At 45.9% G+C, this 21092-nt stretch carries 17 protein-coding genes; 8 read left to right on the plus strand and 9 right to left on the minus strand.

Translation table 11 applies throughout. From position 1 onward, the window contains the following. Positions 1-151 precede the first annotated feature (151 nt). Together J2X75_RS13930 and hcp are read right to left on the minus strand one after the other, a co-directional pair. Positions 152-1561, minus strand: coding sequence for a PTS transporter subunit EIIC (locus tag J2X75_RS13930; protein WP_310337260.1), 1410 nt, complete (start codon positions 1559-1561; stop codon positions 152-154). Positions 1562-1818: 257 nt separating this feature from the next. Further along, entirely contained in the window at positions 1819-3111 is a 1293-nt protein-coding gene (hcp, locus tag J2X75_RS13935; protein ID WP_076328178.1) for a hydroxylamine reductase, read from the minus strand. Positions 3112-3420: 309 nt separating this feature from the next. Here hcp and J2X75_RS13940 point away from each other — a divergent pair, with 309 nt between their 5' ends. Next, on the plus strand, positions 3421-6072 hold the full coding sequence (locus tag J2X75_RS13940) for a cation-translocating P-type ATPase (protein WP_310337263.1): 2652 nt from the start codon (positions 3421-3423) through the stop codon (positions 6070-6072). Positions 6073-6136: 64 nt separating this feature from the next. On the opposite strand, the gene J2X75_RS13945 is transcribed toward J2X75_RS13940, so the two are convergent. Next, entirely contained in the window at positions 6137-6520 is a 384-nt protein-coding gene (locus J2X75_RS13945; protein WP_179198419.1) for a VOC family protein, read from the minus strand. 285 nt (positions 6521-6805) lie between these two features. Here J2X75_RS13945 and J2X75_RS13950 point away from each other — a divergent pair, with 285 nt between their 5' ends. Beyond that, the gene (locus tag J2X75_RS13950; RefSeq protein WP_310337266.1) at positions 6806-8146 is read left to right on the plus strand and encodes an MFS transporter; all 1341 of its coding nucleotides are present in this window, start codon (positions 6806-6808) and stop codon (positions 8144-8146) included. A gap of 147 nt (positions 8147-8293) precedes the next feature. On the opposite strand, the gene J2X75_RS13955 is transcribed toward J2X75_RS13950, so the two are convergent. Continuing rightward, positions 8294-8950, minus strand: a complete 657-nt coding sequence (locus tag J2X75_RS13955) for a DUF2625 family protein (protein WP_307533983.1) — start codon at positions 8948-8950, stop codon at positions 8294-8296. A gap of 102 nt (positions 8951-9052) precedes the next feature. Here J2X75_RS13955 and J2X75_RS13960 point away from each other — a divergent pair, with 102 nt between their 5' ends. Next, positions 9053-10540, plus strand: a complete 1488-nt coding sequence (locus tag J2X75_RS13960) for a right-handed parallel beta-helix repeat-containing protein (RefSeq protein WP_310337268.1) — start codon at positions 9053-9055, stop codon at positions 10538-10540. A 128-nt stretch (positions 10541-10668) separates the two neighbouring features. On the opposite strand, the gene J2X75_RS13965 is transcribed toward J2X75_RS13960, so the two are convergent. After that, complete coding sequence (locus J2X75_RS13965; protein WP_310337269.1) at positions 10669-11178, minus strand: GGDEF domain-containing protein; 510 nt, start codon at positions 11176-11178, stop codon at positions 10669-10671. On the opposite strand from J2X75_RS13965, the gene J2X75_RS13970 reads away from it, so the two are divergent. Both J2X75_RS13970 and J2X75_RS13975 read left to right on the plus strand, forming a co-directional pair. Beyond that, the gene (locus tag J2X75_RS13970; RefSeq protein ID WP_310337271.1) at positions 11163-12377 is read left to right on the plus strand and encodes an MFS transporter; all 1215 of its coding nucleotides are present in this window, start codon (positions 11163-11165) and stop codon (positions 12375-12377) included. The genes J2X75_RS13965 and J2X75_RS13970 overlap by 16 nt on opposite strands. Continuing rightward, positions 12370-12933, plus strand: coding sequence for a TetR/AcrR family transcriptional regulator (locus J2X75_RS13975; protein WP_047843882.1), 564 nt, complete (start codon positions 12370-12372; stop codon positions 12931-12933). Before J2X75_RS13970 ends, J2X75_RS13975 begins: the two co-directional genes overlap by 8 nt. 85 nt (positions 12934-13018) lie before the next feature. On the opposite strand, the gene J2X75_RS13980 is transcribed toward J2X75_RS13975, so the two are convergent. Further along, positions 13019-14653, minus strand: coding sequence for a nucleoside hydrolase-like domain-containing protein (locus J2X75_RS13980; RefSeq protein ID WP_310337274.1), 1635 nt, complete (start codon positions 14651-14653; stop codon positions 13019-13021). Positions 14654-14945: 292 nt separating this feature from the next. On the opposite strand from J2X75_RS13980, the gene J2X75_RS13985 reads away from it, so the two are divergent. Both J2X75_RS13985 and J2X75_RS13990 read left to right on the plus strand, forming a co-directional pair. Next, complete coding sequence (locus J2X75_RS13985) at positions 14946-15596, plus strand: hypothetical protein (RefSeq protein WP_310337276.1); 651 nt, start codon at positions 14946-14948, stop codon at positions 15594-15596. Positions 15597-15630: 34 nt separating this feature from the next. Continuing rightward, complete coding sequence (locus tag J2X75_RS13990; protein ID WP_310337278.1) at positions 15631-16188, plus strand: DUF1697 domain-containing protein; 558 nt, start codon at positions 15631-15633, stop codon at positions 16186-16188. A gap of 140 nt (positions 16189-16328) precedes the next feature. Here the strand turns inward: J2X75_RS13990 and J2X75_RS13995 are convergent, their stop codons facing one another. From J2X75_RS13995 to J2X75_RS14005, 3 genes are all read right to left on the minus strand, one after another. After that, positions 16329-16772, minus strand: coding sequence for an Hsp20/alpha crystallin family protein (locus J2X75_RS13995; RefSeq protein WP_310337280.1), 444 nt, complete (start codon positions 16770-16772; stop codon positions 16329-16331). Positions 16773-16963: 191 nt separating this feature from the next. Beyond that, on the minus strand, positions 16964-18166 hold the full coding sequence (locus tag J2X75_RS14000) for an MFS transporter (protein WP_310337281.1): 1203 nt from the start codon (positions 18164-18166) through the stop codon (positions 16964-16966). A 111-nt stretch (positions 18167-18277) separates the two neighbouring features. After that, positions 18278-19237, minus strand: a complete 960-nt coding sequence (locus tag J2X75_RS14005; protein ID WP_310337282.1) for a helix-turn-helix transcriptional regulator — start codon at positions 19235-19237, stop codon at positions 18278-18280. 242 nt (positions 19238-19479) lie between these two features. On the opposite strand from J2X75_RS14005, the gene J2X75_RS14010 reads away from it, so the two are divergent. Beyond that, the gene (locus J2X75_RS14010) at positions 19480-21066 is read left to right on the plus strand and encodes a choice-of-anchor I domain-containing protein (protein ID WP_310337284.1); all 1587 of its coding nucleotides are present in this window, start codon (positions 19480-19482) and stop codon (positions 21064-21066) included. Positions 21067-21092: the final 26 nt, after the last annotated feature.

Raw genomic sequence — 21092 nt, forward strand, 5'->3', positions numbered from 1 at the left:
AACAAGCTATAGCCTGAATAAAATGGTGGACAGCTATTATACATCTCATAATTAATTTAATCAGAAAAAACACAACAAAAAAGCCCGTACCACCAGGTACAGGCTCTTTCTTACAACTTTAATGCTACTTTTCAATGCTACGTTCTACGTATTACTCAATGCTAGCCTTCGGTGACCCCTGTCCCCGTTTCTGTCCTTTTCCCGCCATCCAATACGTCAGTCCACCTGAGACACCGAAAGCAATAACCACACCAATGCATGTGTGTAACAGATTCTGGCTACCCTCTCCGATGAAGAGCGGGAGGCTGACCAAGCTTGGATTCCCCACCATAGCAAATGCCTTGACAGATAACAATCCAAAATATAGTCCACCCGCAGCTCCACCCAGCAATGCCGCGTAGAAAGAGGATCTTTTTCTCATGTTGACCGCATACAATGCAGGCTCTACCACTCCAAGAAGGGCTGTTCCCGTTGCCCAGAAAGCAAGTCTTCTGGATGCTGGCTCTTTCGAACGCAAAGCGTTTGCGAGCGCAGCCCCTGCTTGTCCTACAATCGCCACTAACATGGCAGCAATCACAATAGAACCACCATTCATAACCATTTCATTAATGATGATGGCAATCAGCCAGTAGTGTAATCCCATAATTAACATTAGCGAGAAGACCGCTCCCAGTAACATCACCGACAACACTGGAGCATTAGCTACGAGTGAATCCAATGCCTGTGGCAGATATTCATCAATCCAGGTGCCGACTGGACCAAGTATCATCAATACCAGCGGAACAAGAATCAGTAACGTCAGGAATGGAGCAAACATCCCTTTGGAGAATTTTGGACTCCATCGTTCAACGACTCTTTCCAGGTAGGCCGCTGCACAGATTGTGAGAATGACCCAGATGGGCGTAGAGTAAAAAGCAGGCTGGGACACAAGTGGCAAACCCAGGAAATGAACCTCTTTTTCCCCTGACATCAGCATGGTCATCTCCGGATAAAACATGAGTCCGCCAATAGATGCAGCAACATAAATGTTGCTCTTCAGTCGATACGCTGTGCTGATTGCTACCAATACAGGCAGTACATAAAATACACTGTCTCCAATGATCCTGAATATCGTAAAGGTCTGGCTGTCCATCAATGCGGAAGAATCCGCAGAACTGTACGTATCCATTAACGCTATAATGGCGACTATAATTTTAATAACAGCGGCTCCGAGAATTGCAGGCATCAAGGGCCTGAATACATCGGATACAAAATGTAAGATCGAGAATCTGTTCTTCTTCACGTGTCCCGCTTCCTGCAACGCTGTCCCTGTCGAATCCCAAGCGTCCATACCCAGTAACGCATTGTAGATTAGGGAAGATTCATCTCTTATTGTCAGATGACACTGCTCACCTGTTACCTGAATATCTGCTACAACATATGTGGAGGCAAGAACCGACATGTTCAATTGTGTACTGTCCTTCAGTACCAGTGTCGTTGTGCCCTTATCATGTTCTACGAGCTTGATGTTCTCCTTGCCACCTGCGAGTTTCAACCAATCTTCAATCAGTGTGTCATGCATTATGTACAATCTCCTCATGTTACGGTAAACCCGTGTTTTGTGATGTGTTATGATCTAATCTGCCTCTATCTATATACACATTTCCATGAAAAAACTTCAATAGGATAAAAAAACTAATTTCCCTGACATTGCATGTTCATTTATACAAGGTATATGGACCTATGAAGGTCGAAAAAGCAAAAAAGCCTACTCTTATGTAGGCTCTTATCCATCTTTACTTATGAGTCATACTCTACATGTAAATATACATCCTCATCCTATGACAGTGCCAACATCGCGTTCATATCTTCTTCTGCTGTTGTAATTAACTTCAGACCAAACATATCCACGAGTACATCCAAGACACCTTCCGATATAAACTCAGGCGGTTTTGGTCCAATGCGAATGTCCTGAATGCCTAGGCTGAACAGGCCAAGCAGGATCGCAACTGCTTTTTGCTCAAACCAAGACAGCACAATGCTGACAGGTAACTCGTTTACAGTACAGCCAAAAGCATCCGCCAAAGCCATTGCAATTTTCACCGTTGAACCGGAATTGTTGCATTGACCCAGATCGATATAACGCGGTATCCCCGTGTCTCCAACCGTACCATAATCCACATCATTGAAGCGGAACTTACCACAGGATGTCGTCAGAATTACAGTATCATTCGGTAAGGATGTCGCGAGTTCACGATAGTAGTTGCCACCTTTGCCTGGCGCATCACAACCGGCAATAACGAAGAATCGACGAATATGACCGTCTTTCACAGCTTGAATAATCTCGGGCGCAAGCCCAATCACGGTCTCATGATGATATCCTGTCGTTAAGACTTGCTCCGATTGTACATTAGCCGCAGGCAGTGACAATGCACGTTCAATCAGCGGTGAGAAGTCATCATCCATAATCTTGGCAACCCCCTCCAGACCCGCCACTTCGTAAGAGAAAAAGCGGTCTGCATATGTGCCTTTGATCGGCATGACACAGTTGGTTGTTGCAAGAATAGCACCCGGGAATTGTTCAAACAGTCTGCGCTGATCGTACCATGCTTTACCGATATTACCCTTGAGATGGGCATATTTCTTCAGCGCCGGATAACCGTGCGCAGGCAACATTTCCGAGTGCGTATAGATGTTAATTCCTTTCCCTTCAGTTTGACGAAGCAACTCCTCCAATGCATACAGATTATGTCCCGTCACCACGATGCACTGTCCTTCGATCTGATTCTGACTAACCGTAATCGGTTGCGGTACACCAAAGCGGTCCGTGTGCGCACGATCCAACACATCCATAATGCGGATTGCTGCATTACCTACCTTCATCGCCATCTCCAGATGTTCCTGTACATTAAAATTCGAATTCGTTAATGTCATATATAATGCCTCATGTGTAATCCGATCCACCTCAGGATCATGATATCCCAACTGGCGTGCATGTGTTGCATAGGCAGCGATGCCTTTTAACGCAAAAATCATCGTATCCTGCAAACTTGCGATTGTTTCGTTTTTGCCGCATACCCCTACCACAGTACACCCGCCACTCGGCGTCTGTTCGCACTGATAACAAAACATATGGTTTCCCCTCCAAACTTAGATTAAACGCAGTTCGTTATGTAATAGAGTAACAGACCCTGATATGAGCTAGTGTGATGGTGCACACAGTTTTTGATCTAACATCTATATATGGTTCTCCAGACTATCATCCAAACTGGAAATAATAACATTCAAAAAAAGGCATATCTCGGATCATTATGAAAAATACTGTGTACAGCTAAAAACGTATAAATCCATAATCTTAAAAAAATACGGAAATGAAACGATTCTAGATTTTGCCCGTAAGGGTAATACACAGAGAAATCTAATATTCAAGGAGCTGGTCAATTGCAACATTACAGACACAGTGCGGAGGAAACCCTTCAGGATGTACAGAGTTCCTCCAAGGGGCTCACAACCTCCGAAGCTGCCAAGAGACTTGAAACGGAAGGTTATAACGAGTTAAAAGGTAAAGATGCAACACCAGTCTGGAAACTGTTTCTCGAAAATTTCAAAGATCCGATGGTCATCGTGCTGCTGATTGCAGCCGCGGTACAGGTTGTACTTGGACATCTGATTGAATCGTTGATCATATTCCTGGTTATTTTGCTCAATGCGGTGATCAGTGTAGTGCAGACCAAAAAAGCCGAAAGCTCGCTCGACGCGCTGAAACAAATGTCTGCACCCGAAGCCAAGGTCATTCGTGACGGACAGAAAAAAACCATTCCAGCGAGGGAACTCGTTCCTGGTGATATTGTTATGCTGGATGCAGGTGATTATGTCCCCGCAGACGGGCGTATCCTGGAATCAGGAAGTCTGAAAATCAACGAAGGCATGTTGACCGGAGAATCCGAAGCTGCGGAGAAACACACCGATGCCATCCCGGATGAAGCTCCAATCGGAGATCGTCGCAATATGGCCTTCAGTGGCTCACTGGTCGTATATGGACGAGGCATGCTTGTCATTACAGGTACGGCTCTCAAAACCGAAATCGGCAAAATTGCCGAACTGATTGAAAATGCCGAAGCCAAGAACACCCCATTACAGCGCAAGTTGGAATCATTCAGCAAAAAACTGGGCTTTTTCATCTTGGGCTTATCGATTCTCATCTTTGGCATTGAAGCCGGTCGTGTATGGTTGACCGAAGGTACGGAGAATATCGGGCCTTCCATCGTAAATGCACTGATGTTTGCCGTAGCTGTTGCGGTTGCTGCCATTCCTGAGGCGTTATCCTCCATTGTGACGATCGTATTGTCACTCGGAACGAATAAGATGGCCAAACAACATGCGATCATTCGCAGACTGCCTGCCGTGGAAGCTCTCGGTTCTGCAAGTATCATCTGTACGGATAAAACAGGAACACTAACTCAGAATAAGATGACTGTCGTTGATTATTACATTCCCCATGGCACCAAGGACGAATTCCCCGATGATCCCGATCAGTGGTCGGAAGAGGAACGACGTCTGTTACATATTGCAGTGCTCTGCAATGATTCGAATATTAACCAGGAAGGCAAGGAACTGGGTGACCCCACCGAAGTGGCCCTGATTGCCTTCAGCAACCGGGTGAACAAGGATTACAATGAAATCCGTGACCAGTTCCCGCGTGAAGCCGAGCTTCCTTTTGACTCGGATCGAAAGCTCATGAGTACGGTGCATACCTTCGAGGGACAGACGGCTTTGCTGACCAAAGGTGGACCGGATGTGCTGTTCAGTCGCTGTAGTCATGTGTTTATCAACGGTGAGGTTCAGCCCCTCACACCCGAGATTCGCACACAGTTTGAAGAAAAAAATGAGGCCTTCTCCAAACGTGCCTTCCGTGTGCTGGCCTATGCGTATAAAAAATTCGATGATAAAAACCAGGTCACCATTGATGACGAGCATGATCTGACACTTGTTGGTCTGACAGCGATGATTGACCCACCTCGTGAAGCGGTATACGGTTCTATTGAAGAGTCCAAAAAAGCGGGCATTCGCACCATCATGATCACCGGAGATCACAAAACGACGGCTCAGGCGATCGGTGTGGATATCGGCCTTGCCGAACCGGATGATCTCGCCATTACAGGTGCTGAATTGGACAAAATGTCTGATGAAGAGCTGGATCAACAACTTGAACACATCTCGGTCTACGCCAGAGTATCACCTGAGAACAAAATCCGGATTGTTCGTGCATGGCAGCGTAAAGGCAAAGTTGCAGCCATGACCGGAGATGGAGTTAATGACGCACCAGCGCTGAAACAAGCCGACATTGGTGTAGCGATGGGTAGCGGAACAGATGTTGCCAAGGATGCGGCTGCCATGATTCTGACGGATGATAACTTTGTCTCCATCGTGAATGCGGTCAGTGTTGGGCGGATGGTATTTGATAACATCAAAAAAGCTATCGCTTACCTGTTCGCCGGTAACCTCGGCGCCATTATCGCCATTTTGTTTGCCTTGATCGTCGGCTGGGTTAATCCGTTTACGGCCCTTCAGCTGCTGTTCATCAATCTGGTGAACGACTCCCTGCCTGCCATTGCTTTGGGTACAGAGAAACCAGAGCCAGATGTCATGCGGCGTAAACCACGTGATATTAACGAGGGTATCTTCGCAGGTGGAACCCTGCAGGCTGTGATTACACGTGGTGTCCTGATCGGTGCGGCTGTAATCGTCTCCCAATATATCGGGCTTGGCATCTCGGAGGAAATCAGCGTAGCTATGGCCTTCACCACCTTGATTCTGGCACGCAGTCTGCAAACATTTGCAGCACGTTCCAACACACAAACCATCTTCCAGGTGGGCTTTATGACCAATAAATTCGTGCTTGGCTCCATTCTGGTATGTCTCTGTCTCTATGCAATCACACTGATTCCAGGTGTTCGCGGCGTCTTCGCTATCCCGGATACATTCGGCTGGAATGAGTTCCTGATTGCAGGCGGACTTGCTCTTGCTGCCGTCATTCTGATGGATGTCATCAAGTGGATTCGCAATCGCGGCAAACAAGTTACTGCAGCATAAGATCTGTAGTTAAAGCATGCATAAACAGGCGCCCGTTATCGGAGCGCCTGTTTCTGTATCTAAATCACCCCTGTTTGATGCCAAAAGCGATCCATCTTCCATCGATATCCTCGATCACAAACTCCTTGTTATTATAGTCTGTATGATTCAGGACACGTACGATTTTCACATCTGCGTTGATCAATTCCTGTTGAAGCTCTTCCTGGTTCTGGGTAATGAAATATGCATCATATCCATAGCCATATAATTCTCTGTTGGGTATAACTTTCTGTCCATTGCTTTGGGTTAAAATAATCTCGGTAAGATCACGATAAAGACATACATGAGGTTCCTCAGCATCAAGATATTCGACGACTCGAAAGCCCATCTTTTCTTCATAAAACTGCGCGGTGCGCTTCATATCCAAAGTCGGAAATACGCTGTGGGACATTAATAATGCATGAGTCATGGGTATAATCTCCTTCATTTTCAACATGCTAATTACTTACATATCTAGTTACCTAACCGCTGATCCATCTGCTTATGTATGTTCAATGATCATTTTAGTTAAATTCAGGAAATCCGTCTATTGTTTATTAATAATATCTTGCTATGCTCATCACATTCGAACGAATCAATATGATATTATTGCCATATGACATAATAGAGTGTAGAATAATATATTGCTTTTCATCAAATATCTATTAAAGATTCTAACCGAATTCATATTCATACCCAAGACAGGAATGGTACCGTGAAAGATAAAATTGTCATGCCACTCTGGACGTGCTGCCTGTTCATCGTTGTGATGAACACCACCATGTTCAATGTTTCTTTGCCAGTCATTATTCATGATCTTCAAATCACCTCGGACCTGGGGTCTTGGGTCATCTCAAGTTATTCGATTGGTTACGCCCTGTCGACGGTGATTTACAGTCGATTGTCAGACCGTATCCCGGTACGCAAACTGTTAACGGTTGGGCTCCTGATCCTCGGGTTATCTTCATTGCTGGGGTTGTTTGCGCATAACTTCGCGATCCTGTTACTTACACGCATACTACAATCCGCGGGTGCCGGGGTGATGGCCGGGCTGGGTCTCGTCATTGCAAGTCGTTACATCCCGGTGGAACGACGCGGAGCTGCCATCGCACTGATCTCATCAGGTAGCGCCATGGCTTTTGGACTTGGCCCCATTGTCGGCGGACTCATTAGCGAGTACTGGGGCTGGAACAGACTTTTTGCCATAACCGTGCTTGTCCTGCTCGCCCTGCCTGTATTGCTTTATTTTCTCCCCCGTGAATCCGTCAAAACGGATCAGCCGTTTGATGTTATTGGTGCCATACTAACCGTCATTAATGCCACTACACTTCTCGTCGCGATCACACAGCAGTCCTGGTTATGGTTTGCTATTGGCGCTATTTCACTTGTTGCACATCTCCTGTATATTCGGAAAGCGAGTCTTCCGTTTGTGAATCCACAAGTATTCCGAACGCCAGGATACACCCGGTTGATCCTTATCGGATTCTGCGTGCTGGTGGTGAATCTGGGCAATCTGTTTTTGATGCCACTTGTGCTTGCTGATCTATATGGGCGCTCTTCGCTCGCCATTGGTTTGCTGATTGCTCCTGGGGCAATCGTTGCAGCATTCTGCACCCGTTTCGTTGGACGCTGGATCGACCGTTATGGCAATATGCGATTTATGATCATCGGACACACCCTGCTCGCAGCGGTACTTGCTTTATTCATGCTCGAACTGGATCAATCCGCCCTGATCATTACCAGTGGTTATCTCTTTTTCTCACCGGCACTCTCAGCCTCCATGGCTTCACTGAATAATGAAGCGTCACGAGTGCTGCCCAAAGCCCAGATAGGTTCCGGTATGGGCATGTTACAATTGATTCAGTTCTTCGGTGGTTCGGTGTCTGTAGCTGTGTGTGGGCTGCTGCTACACAGCATTCCGGGAGTCTCGGTCGAGGAAGCTTATCATGTGGTGTATGCTTGTCTGTTGTTCGTCTGTGTTGTTTCACTCGGGCTGACCGTCTGGCATAGCAGAGCTTCACGCTCAGGCATTAAATCTGTTACATTGGACAATTGATGTTTAAAGTTCAGAACAAAAAGGCTTGCGCCAAGCGCGAGCCTTTTTTAGTTTGGAACAGAAATGCCGTTTTTTTAAAAGTGGATCACTCAATGAACTTGAACTTACCGGTTACTTTCCTGATTTCATCCTACAGCAGCATGCCAACTATTTACCGTCCAGTGCGAACTTCCAGGCCTCCATTATGCTAATTGGGGCTTTACTGCTGCTCTCGCCGCCACCTTCCTGCGTCCAAAGTGGTGGGTAATACGCGAATACTTGCCCTGTCTGTAGCTGAGACATATTCTCTTGCCAGCCTTTCCAGCGAAAGGTCTGATAGAACTGCCCCAGATCCCCATTCGCCAGCCAGTTGATGAAACCTGAATATGCCAGTTCTGTCGATTCCCATTCGAGTGTATCCGGTGCAAAATAATAAATGTGTCCCGTGCGTCCATACTTGCCTGTATCCAGTCCGAAGAAACCGCCTGCCGCATCATATGCAACGACCATCATACCCTCCAGCACATCTACCCAAGGTTGCTCACTCACCCCATTCCAACTGGTGAGACTCCCAGATGTACTGTCACCACCCGCACCAAGCAGCGTGATCCAGCCATGGTCCAGTACAATACCTTCTGTCTCATAAGCAACAGCCCCCAAATAGGATTTGGTGCTTATTTGTAGACGATAGAGGGTATCCTCACCAGCCTCTTGTTTTGCTGGAACATACACATATGTATTTTGCCCACTATCCAGGAGTTCCTTAAGTTCTTCCCATGCGTGATTCTCCCGATCTACTAATTCAGCTATCGTTAATGTATTCATGAGCAGTCTCCTCGCTGATTTTATAAGAGCATATCATGGGTTATTAACCCGTTCAAATCTGCTATAATCTATCTTCAAAGCTAAATTCAAGGGGGAAACGATTTGATTCGCGTAGTTATACTTATGATTCCGATTCTGATGGTGCTCGTATCCGGTTGTCAGAATCATACATCTGCCATGAAGGAACCCGTTTCTGTTCAAAAGTCTGATCCCCAGGTCATCCATTACATATCACCCCAAGGAAACGACTCGAATAAAGGAACCATTCAATCTCCTTGGAAAACGTTGCAGCACGCAGCAGACCATGCTTCGCCAGGAAGCATGATCTATTTGCGTGAAGGTGTCTATCATCAGAAAGTCAAAATCACCAGAAGTGGTAATTCTTCCGCTAATCCAACCCTATTTTCAAGTTATCCTCAGGAGCAGGTTATCATTGATGGTAAAGGTTTATCTGTTCGGGGCATTGAAGGGTTAATTGAAATTGAAAATGCCAGTTATATCACGATTCAGAATCTCGAAATTCGTAATTTTACAACCACACTTGGGGGCCAAGTTCCAACCGGGATCTATGTCCACGGAGCAGGTGAGCATATTCAGCTGTTAGGCAACACCATACACGCGATCGCTAGTTACGCAACTCCTGAAGGTCCCGATTTGCGGGACAGGGATGCCCACGGTATTGCCATATATGGCACAGAGCACCCTCAAGCATTACGCGATATCATCATCAAGGATAATGAATTGTATGATCTTACACTTGGTTCCAGCGAATCACTTGCAGTCAACGGTAATGTCGATACCTTTGCCATACAGGACAATATTATCCATGATTCCGACAATATTGGTATTGATCTGATCGGGTACGAGGGTACGTCCGAGGACGACACGTACGATCAGGCTCGTAACGGCATTGTACGAGGCAACGAAGTATACGATATTACGTCCAATAACAATCCCTCCTACGGTACAGACCTGCCCAATGATACCAACTCGGCGGGCGGCATCTATGTAGATGGCGGGAAAGATCATATCATCGACCAGAACCGGGTATATCGGTGCGATATCGGGATTGAGATTGCCTCGGAACATGCCGGACGTTCGACCAGCAACATTACCGTGCGTGATAACCTGATTTATTCCAACAGATTGACGGGTATTGCCATGGGAGGTTATGACGAGGAACGAGGAGCTACCGAGGATAGCAAGATTATGTACAACACGCTTGTGGGGAATGATACCCTGAATGCAGGCAATGGACAGTTATTCATGCAGTCACGGACAAAGAACAATACGTTCATGCGTAACATTCTCGTATCAGGCAGCTCGGAAGTACTAATATACAACGAATATACTAGCAATACCGGCAATGTGTTTGACCATAATGTCTATTATTCACCAGGTAAGCAGGAAGATGCCCTGTGGGTTTGGAAAAATAAATCCTACTCCGGCATCGCCGCCTACATCAAGGGATCTGGCAATGATGCACACTCCATATATGTGAACCCGGCATTTATGGATGAACCCAACGAGGATTTTCGTCCTCAGGCGAATTCTCCGGCTAAGGCGTATGGTTACCTTGCTCCGCGATAAATCAACCCTGAGTCTGCCATCTCAACTTAGTCAATTGTTTCACGCAAATAAAAGGAGCCTGTGCATGTGGGATCATCTCCCTCATCATGCGCAGGCTCCTTTTTGCTTTCTTTTGATGCAAAGCATTCTTAACTTCTTACCATCTGAGCTGCATGTGTCACCCGGTTTCGTCCTCCAGTTTTGGAGGCATACAGGGCGTTGTCCGCTCTTTGGAACAAGGACTTTTCCGTATCTTCCTCTACTACAGTGGCCGCACCGATACTCACCGTAATGTTATATTCACCCCAGTCGGCTGAAGCAACCTGTGAGCGATATCGTTCTGCGATACCAATCGCCTGCTCCTCTTCACAATCTGGAAGAATGATAACAAATTCCTCCCCGCCGTAACGTGCAACCACATCCGTACTTCTCGACAACGATTGCAGCAGCCCTGCCAGATTGCCGAGCACCAGATCTCCGATCGGATGTCCGTACGTATCATTAATGCTTTTGAAATGATCAATGTCTACCACCAAAAAATCATGAACCCCTGTTCTGAATATGCGCTTTACAATCTGACTGTCGTCAGGTAAAATCAGTTCAACATGTCGCGCGACAGAGATCAACATTACGGAGGAAAACCATGAGTACTTCAACATTCAGTCCTACACCTCAGCAACTCTGGGGAAGATCATTTATTTTCATCATGTTAGCCAACGCATTATTGTTTATGGCCTTTGAAATGCTACTACCTACCTTGCCCCTATTCGTATCCAGCTTGGGTGGAGATGCTTCCCAGATCGGGCTTGTTACCGGCGTATTTATGTTTTCTGCCATCTTGATTCGACCCTTCACTTCTGTTTTGGCAGCTCGAATAGATAAAAAATATCTATTGATTATCGGCATCACTATCTGTGCATTAATGACAGGCGCATACTACCTATCGTCAGGTATTTGGATGATTCTTATATTTCGAGTGATCCACGGATTCGGATTTGGTTTGGCAACAACATATTTTGCAACGATTGCCACTGAAAACATACCAAGAGATCGCCGGGGAGAAGGTATGGGGTATTTCGGCGTAGGGGAGACGGTCGCCATATCCATCGGTCCTTTGATTGGAACTAGCCTGTTGTTTAGGTACGACTACCAGAGCCTGTTTATGGGAGGTATGTGCATTTTGCTGTTAGCTCTCCTGATGACAGTGTTTGTATCCAGAAAGCCGAAAACAGGAGGTAGTAGCGAGTCCATGCAAACTCATGTACCTTCGGTGAAACTGATTGAAAAGAAGGTACTCTTCCCTTCCCTTCTCATTATGCTTGTTGGTATTGCAGCTGGTTCAATCATGTCCTTTGTGGCTTTATTTGCTGCCGAAAGAGGATTCGAGAATATAGCCTGGTTTTTCTTCATCGTCGCCATCGCCAGCTTCGCCGTTCGACTGTTCTCGGGGAAAATGTTTGATCGATGGGGACCAGGTTCCGTGTTGTTACCTGCTGCCGTGTTTGCAATCGCGGGACTACTGGTTCTGATTATCGCCCAGACTGATGTGCAATTCCTGATCGCCGGCGCATTATACGGCTTTGGTTTTGGTGCCATATTCCCGGCCATTCAGACCTGGTGTGTGAATCTTGTAGAAGAACATGAGCATGAAAATGCGATGGCTTCCTTCTTTAATTTTTTTGACCTCGGGATTGGTGGTGGCTCGTTGATTCTGGGCGTGGTGGCTTCTGCATTTTCCTATACGGTGGTGTATGCTGTCTCTATAGGCATTTTTGTGGTATATATCTTGTTATATTTGGTATACTCCCAAAAACAGCAGAGGTATACAGCTCGCCAACTGGAGGTAGACATTGAGTAAAAAACGAATCAAGGAAATTGCCATTCAACATTTTAATCGTCTGGGTTACGAGGGGACCAAGATGGCGCAGATTGCCGAAGAGGCAGGCATTCGCAAGCAATCCCTGGCTTATCATTATTCATCCAAAAAAGCGTTATTGCTGGAGTTATATGAGGAAGTTGTGCAGGAGGAACAACAGTTTGTACGCCAATTTTTCAGTGAGTCTGTTACCCAAACTCTGGATCAGCAGCTATATGCCTTTTTGCATGAACACAAAAATCGCTTTCTGACTCATCCAAACGTTGCTTTTATGTATATCCTGTCCTTTATCACACCGCTGGAGGTGCATGATTTTGTGCTGGCCCAATATCGAACGTACCTCGGGACACTAAAGGAAGAGCTGGCAGCCGTATTTACCAGACATTCCGATATACGCCTGAGTCCGGAAGAAGCCACCGTAGCTTTTGTCACCGTGATGGATGGATTGGATGTACAGCTCGTGTATGAGACACGACAATCCTATGAACAAGCTTTGGCGATCACCTGGAATGTCTTCTGGTCAGGCATCCAACGTTAACGAATCGATTACGATGAGATTACACAAGTAAGAGGGGCGTCCCACCAGTCATGTTGATGACTTTTGGGACAACCCCTCTATTTCTCTAATTCACGGTTAGGATCACACGTTGATAATGCTTCAACTGATGCTCTCCATCATCCTGTACTTCGGCAACGATATGAATGGTATCGCCCGATTTGGCATCGTCAGGAACGGTAAATGTCACCGCTTCGGTGTCACTGCCCTGCAATTTTATCGTATCCACCTGCTCATCCTTGGCAAGTTCACGATGCAAGCCAAGTAACAAGTCTCCCGCCATTTCCGGCTGAACTTTGTTCAGTGTTACTTTGGAATCCTCATACGTGTCCGCTTCGAAATATCTCCACCACGTATACGTCAGTTGATCTCCATCCGGGTCTTTACCCTCCGCGTGAAGAGTAACTTTCTCCCCAGGACTAACACTTAGATCCACCCCTTCCTTAATCGTTAAAGACGGATTATGGTTGGCACCTTCGTAAGTGTCTGCAACTGCCCAGTCTGCACGTGCTGCAAAATCATCCTGCACATCGTCAAACCATCTCATCAGAGAGTATTCGGCTTCATATCGTTTGGTGTATGGATCGTAATCAAGCACATTGTTTCTATACAGCTTGTCGTTCACAACGCCAAAGCGTCCTCCCCAACCGCCGTAGGAAGGGTCTTCCATACTGCGCAGCCCATTATCGATCAGATAAAAGAAGGATGGAGAATCACCCTCGGATATAAAATCGTACTTGTCATATTGTGGATTGTTCTTGAGATATTCAGCACTTCCCCGCTGTTCTTCGTCCAGTTCGCCTTCGATCATTTTACCGTCACCCATCGATGCATACATATCCATCAGCTTGCCATGTCCGTTCAGAATATTCTTGACCATCCAGTCGCCATGAAGCTTGCTGTTCACTTCTTCGGCATGCATCTTCCATGCATAGGCAAAATGCCAGAAGTTCGATTGGTCGTTGAGAATGCGGATATCCGGCCAATTCTTCGCAATGTATTCGTTGTAACTGTCATCCTGATCCAGAATGATATACAGGACCAGTTTGTCGCTGACTTTTTTGCGGATCGTCTCCCACTCAGCCGTGTCTTTGTACTGTTCCTCAATCGATTTCAGCGCTCGGGCTGTAGTATTGGTGCCACCCCATGTCTGAACAATCAGGTCTCGGGAGTCATCGTCGAGGAAAAGAGTTTCGAGGAACTCGGAACCTTCGGTTTCCTTCTCCATCTCCCCTTTATCGGAAATATTACCGATCTTCGTCATCGCTCGAAGCTGTTCCGGCTCCGGATAACCTTCCGCATGTTTGGACAAGTTCGGGTAGATCTCGCCATAGGCATCGATCATGTCGTACACCCACTGTGTGCCTGTCCAGCGGAACGGTTGGATCCCCGCTTCCTCGTCTCCAGCATAATGATACACCGAGCTGGTCAGTACAATTCCGGCAAGGTCCATCTCATTCGAATATAAGAGGAAACGAATGACCGAGTTCATATCATCCACTTCACCGTCGGTTGTAATCACTGTTCTACCTTTGGCAGCTTGGTTGTTTGCAGGTTTCTGGGTTTCATTCTCTGTCTGTTCTGTCGGCTGATTCGGTGTGTCACTCGCGGTTTGTGGCGCTTTGGATGCGCATCCACTGATCACCAGGATGATACTGAGACAACCTGCGGCAAAACCGTTTAACCATTTTCTCTTGTTCATAATGCTCCCCTTTCTTCTGTACAGCGTGATGTTAGTTGGGTTGGGATCAATGCAAAAAAACCCGAACAACAATATGAATGGAACAAAGTCCACGCATAGTGATGTTCAGGTTTTGCCTGCCCGAAGCAGTAACAATCCTTATTTGAGTGAAAGTATATCATGTCCACTCATGAATGTAAACGTATTCAAATGTTTTTTTGAATTTATCTTTGATATAGTATAATGCTTATAGCCAAGAATCAAACGAATCGGCCTGTTATTATATCAATGTTATTAGGAGGACTCAGACATCATGCAACAACTGGATGCGGCCTTGAGCCGTTTGGTGGAACAGCAGGATTTATATAATGAAGCTTATGGACTTTTCAAAAATCATGATCTGCGTCCCCGCGAACAACATCACCAGCCGGAAGTGGATACACGAATACATCTTTCTCCAGAACTTCAATATCTGTACAGTCATTATGACATGATGGATGCGGATGCGGAAGGTACACTCAAAATGAAAAATGCCGCCATCGAAATCGGTGATGCCGCACTTATTTCCTTTGTCGCACCTGAACATCTGCTTCGTCAGCAACTGGGGTTTCGCTGGATTGGCATGAATGAACCTTATGAGGAGTCCTCCACTTGGCCAAAAAATCACGTCGTCATCGCAAACTTTAACGATGATCCGTTAATTGTAGATGTGGAAGCACCAAACTCTCCCGTATATGCCGCTTTTACAGGTGGAGAACCAAACCGTGTTGCTGATTCGCTGTCAGACTTTTTCAGTGCACTAGCCATCCTGATTGAAGCGGCGCGCACCTATGCCGGAGAAGTAAAAGATGAAGAAACCTATGAAACCAAGCCCGAGTATCTGGAGCAAGTGGAACCTTTATTGCAAGATCTGTTGGGAGAAGAGTATACTGCTCATCTTTTCGAATATCTGTCATTTTGTTAAAACGGTGAATTGAAGGAATTGGAGGGGCGTCCATATGATCTATGTGGCTTTGCTACGAGGCATTAATGTAGGCGGGAACAATAAAATCAATATGAAGCTGCTGAAAGAAACGTTTGAACAAGCAGGCATGCTGGATGTTGTTACCTACATCAACTCTGGCAATATTATTTTTGCCGATCATCAGGAACGTGCCGAAGCAAATAGGGAGATATCCCATGTGTTAGAACAGGCCATCGCCGCCGATTTTGGCTTACAGATCAGGGTGATGGTGCGGAATATGGATGAAATCCATAGCGTTATTCAGGCGCTGCCAGAAGAATGGGTTAATGATGACACCGCCAAAAGTGATGTGATGTTCCTCTGGGATGAGATTAATGAGCCCTCCGTGCTGGACCAACTGCCCATCAAACCGGAAATTGGTACACTGATCTATGTTCCCGGAGCGATTTTATATTCAGTCAGCAGAGAAGATGCGTCCAAAAGTGGCATGAACAAGCTTGTGGGGTCCAAAGTCTATGCTTATATGACGGTTAGAAATGTGAATACCACACGTAAGATTTATGCCCTGATGCAAGCAGCAGCAGAGAAATAACTCGGAACCAGCCCAATGGATAGTCAGTTATGTATCGTCCAATTCATATGAAAAAGCATGCAGAAAACATCCTTATGGATGTCTCCTGCATGTTTTTTGCCATATAAGGAAACTATTTTACCCACCGTGTATTAGTCAATTTAGTCAATTTGAATTCGTCTGCGAGATTGATCATCACCAGGACGTTTCGGAATCTCGAGCTTCAGCACACCTTCTTCCAATTTGGCCTTAATGTGCTCCTCATCAATATGATCAACATAGAATCGCCGGATAAATTCGCCGGAACGGCGTTCTTGCCGTATGATTCGATTGGAGTCATCCTTCTGCTCCACTATATCATTGCGTTTGGCACGAATAATCAATTCATTACCTTGAACCTGAATGTCTATATCCTCTTTGGCAATGCCCGGAAGCTCGGCTTCTACCGAATATTTATCTTCTTCCTCACGAATGTCGGTCCGGAATGGCTGGGAGCCAGTTCCAAAAGGGGAGAAGAATGAGTTCTCAACCATGTCATTGAAGGATTTCAACATGTGTCCGAACGGGTCTTCATTTCGTTTACGAAACGGAATCAGATCAAACATGAAAATCAACTCCTTTTGTGTGGTTGGTTTATTGGTGTTGCTTACATTGATTATTATAATACCCGTGCAAATCAGGCTCAAAGTCCGTAAAAGACGAAAAAAACCGATTTTCTTTCATCATGATTCACTATTTTAAAATAGATCCTTTTTTCTTTTGTTTTGACCTTATTTGATCTTCTGACTTTGTCTGACTATAACGAATGAATGGCGTCCGTTACAGTATTGGATTGATTCTTCCGCATTCCCAGCATCATGATTGCCAGCAAGACAACCAGAAAAGCTACGAGCATAAATGGAACATGTTTGTCCACCTGATAGAGTGTCGTTGTAAGTAAAGGCGTAATGACGGCGGATATCCCCTGTATCGCTGCTACCAATCCCGCTGCACCTCCCTGCTGTTCTTTGCTAACTGCCAGCGAAGCACCTGCCATGAACCCGGGCATCATCAGACCTGAACCCATGCCAAACAGGAAAAACGAGAAATAATACATGGATAACACATTGAAGACCAAAAAAAGGATCATGCTTGCGATCAGGAAAAGGGACCCAAGCAAAATCATTGGGCGTGGCTGCCATTTCAACCATTTCATCTGCATGATCTGCATGATCAACATCGCTGCTCCAGAGAACATGAGTCCAAACGAAACCATTCGGGCAGTCGCCGCTGGAGATAGAGCCAGTTGATCCTGAAAATAAAATCCTCCGACAACCTGTAGTGTCATGATGCCCATCATCGTGACTAAGCCGGCAGCAAGGTACATTCGTAATCCACGTTGGAACGGGTTTACTTTAGGCGGTTTTGCCTGAATGACCGGTTTGGCTGACGGGATTAACAGCAAGGCAATAATAAACGCAACGATCGCTATAAAAATGCCAAAATAAAGCGGCCAGAGCAGACCGATAAGGGTAAAAGCTCCTGCAATCGCTGGTCCAAATACAAGGCCAAGTCCATTCGCAGCACTGATAATCGCCATCCCGCTTCCCCGCTCTTCCCCTTCTGTCACATCACCCATATAGGCTTGGGCAGAAGACAGCACCGCCGGAATGAACATGCCGATCAGACTGCGCGTTACAATCAGAAGGGTTAACAATACTCCCCCTCCGATCCATGCATTTAATCCCCCATACAATGCCAGTGCAAATAATGCACAGCTCACAGACATACCTATAAATCCAATCAATATGACTAGTTTTCTTCCTCTTATATCACTCCATCTGCCCCACACCGGAGCCATAACAGCCATCATAATGGACCCAAGCGAGATAATAAGACCGGAATGGCTTTCTTTCATGCCCAACTCGCGAATAAGCGGCGGCATAATGGGTGCAATCAGCATCAGACCCAACATGGCTGCAAATACGCTAAAAAAAATACTTCCTCTGATTCGGTTCATGCTCATACACTCCTCTATATTTCAGTACAGTACCCACTGTACCTGGAGTATACAAGGCTGAGAGAATCCCCACTGCCTCCATACGGAACAATTCACGGCAAGACGGATTTATTAATAAATCTTTTTCATCTCGGAAGGCTTCACGCCGAATTTGCGATAAAATTGCTGCGAAAAGGCACTGACATTGCTGTAACCGACCGCAATCGCGGCCTCGGTGACGTTGTTATTCTGATTGCGCAGCAACTTCATGGCGTTGTCGAGACGAATCTGACGCAAATATTCGAACACCGTGCTTCCGAAAAGTGCCTTGAATCCTTTTTTTAATTTAAAATCGTTAAGACCTACTTGTCTGGACAATGCTAGCAAAGATGGAGGATCTACCATACAGGCCTCCATAATCTCCCGTGCCGTATGTAACTTCCGGATGTCCTCTCTGGAGAATCCCGCGGGGATTGGCGCCAGATCAAACAGTTGGATCATAAATCGATTCAAGATCTCCAAGGCTGTCGCTTCCATCATTAAGGATGATCGATAACTGTTGTTTAATTCCACAATCAAACTGTCGATCATCGTTCGTATCCGGTTATCCAAATGAAATACAATCGGCTTAAACACTTTTCGTCCTAACACCTGATTAAACGCAATCGACTTGAAACCGCCCAGTTGTGCCGCAGCATAATTGAACAGAGAAACCGGAATCCCCAGCGAAAAGGACGTATACAGTTCCCTTGCCGGAGGATGAAACCACGCTTCGAAATCATGCATAAAAATAAGGGCCCCTTGCCCTAGCGATAATGAATAATCCTGACCGGATATATCCACATGTCGCTCTCCTGATAAGGCAAATTGCAATTCCACAATGGGTGTCTCGGAAGCAAAATACGTAGGATAAGGCTGATGATATTCAACCTGGGAATATAAAATCTCAATGCCACTGTATGTCGTTACTCTTTTAATATTGCCACTGCCCGCCTTGGGAGAGAGCAGATACGTGTGTTCATCTTGCTGACTGTAAGGTTCCTGGGTCAGGTAATGCTGATATACTACGCCTAGTGCATCATCCGTGCGCATGGGTATTCACCTCGCCTATATCTTGATCAGACTTATCAGTAGAGAAAGTCCGAATTAATTGATAATGATTCTCAATTAATTCTACCGCAATTTCTTTTTTTAGACCAGTCCTATATATGAAGGTCACGTATAACCTTTTACACAAATCGCAGACTTCTCTTACCTCACCTTAACATTAGCTCCCTATACTAAAACAATTGTACAACTCATTACACACGAAACGATAAAGGGGATCTGGAACATTGAATAAGAGAAATCAATGGCTTGCCGTTCTGTCGATGACTGCCATTCTTACCGCAGGAGCAACCAGCTACACATCAATGATTCATGCCGCTGACGCAACTAAAACTACCAATAATCATGTCGTACTGCGTACAGCCATCCAAAATATGCAGGGTACGGTCACATGGAACGGAAGCAGTCGCAGTGTTGATATCCAGATCGCAGATACTAAAGTACAACTTCCAATAGGAACGTCTTCAGCCACCATCAACGGTGTGAAAACTCCTTTGGACAGTAAAAGTTACATCACCAAAGGTACAACGTATGTATCTTCCCAAACGCTAAAATTAATTACGGATCAACTGATCCTGAAACAAAATAAAACCGGTTTTGAACAGACCGCATCGTTTCAGATGCCTGGTGGCAAAGCAGAAATATCAGCCTCTACGCCAGATGGACAGCGCCTGCTCGTAACCGAAGCAGACAATGGTAGCATTGCCATACTGGATATTGCTGACTTGAAAAACATCAACGTCCTGAAGACAGTCAGCTTCCATGACCTCTCCGCCAAAGCTGAAGTCACAAGCGTAACCGTGTCCAAAGATGGTAAATACGGTCTTGCTATTATTCGTACAGGGGATACAGATAGCGAAGCAAACAAAGGATTGCTTGCCATTGTGGATCTGACAACCTACAAAACCGTCAAAACATATGAACTAGGCATTGGTCCTGACTCCATTGCACTGTCACCTGACGGTCTGCATGCGGTTATCGCGATAGAGGATGAAGAACTGAATAAAGCTGCCGATGAAATTGACTATGCCAACACCAAACGTCCGGGTAGTATTATGGTAGTATCTTTTGCTGGCGGGAACGTATTGGAGGGTGAAATCACCAACTTGCCGGTCTCTTTGGACAAGGTAGAAGGCGCCATCTATCCGCATGATCCACAACCGGAGTATGTTGCCATTAGTCCAGATAACAAAACAGCAGCCATTACGTTACAGGAAAACAATGTCGTTGCCATTGTAGATCTGGAGACAAAAAAAATTAGCTCAATCTTCGCTCTGGGTACCACTTCACATCAAGCAGATCTGAAAGATGATGGTATCGTTCAGTTTAAAGAGACGTTGACAGCTCGTTATGAACCGGATGGAATTGCTTTCTCAGCAGATGGTAAATACCTGCTGACAGCTAATGAAGGGGACTTGGGCAAGAATGAATTTGAGGATGGTGTAAAAGCGGGCGGACGCAATGTTGCTGTCTGGGATCTGCAAGGCCAGCGGATGTACGATAGCCAGAACCTCATTGACGAGGCAACCGCCATGGTTGGTTTGTACCCGGACGATCGCAGTCCCAATAAAGGCAGTGAAGTGGAGAATCTGACCGTTGCTACTGTAGACGGCACAACATATGCCACGGTAGCTTCCGAACGTGCAGATGCCATTTTGTTCTTTGATCTTGCTGATCCGGTCAATCCGGACTACCTGGGTCTGATTCCTACAGCCGGAGAATCACCAGAGGGAATCCATCGTGTTAACAGACGAAGCCTGTTTGTGAGTGCAGATGAAAGCACGGGAACACTTAGTTTTTTTGCCAAGAAATAGTTCGAGTGCCCTCGGTATGCAAAGGC

The sequence above is a fragment of the Paenibacillus sp. 2003 genome, assembly GCF_031455635.1.
Classification (GTDB): domain Bacteria; phylum Bacillota; class Bacilli; order Paenibacillales; family Paenibacillaceae; genus Paenibacillus; species Paenibacillus amylolyticus_B.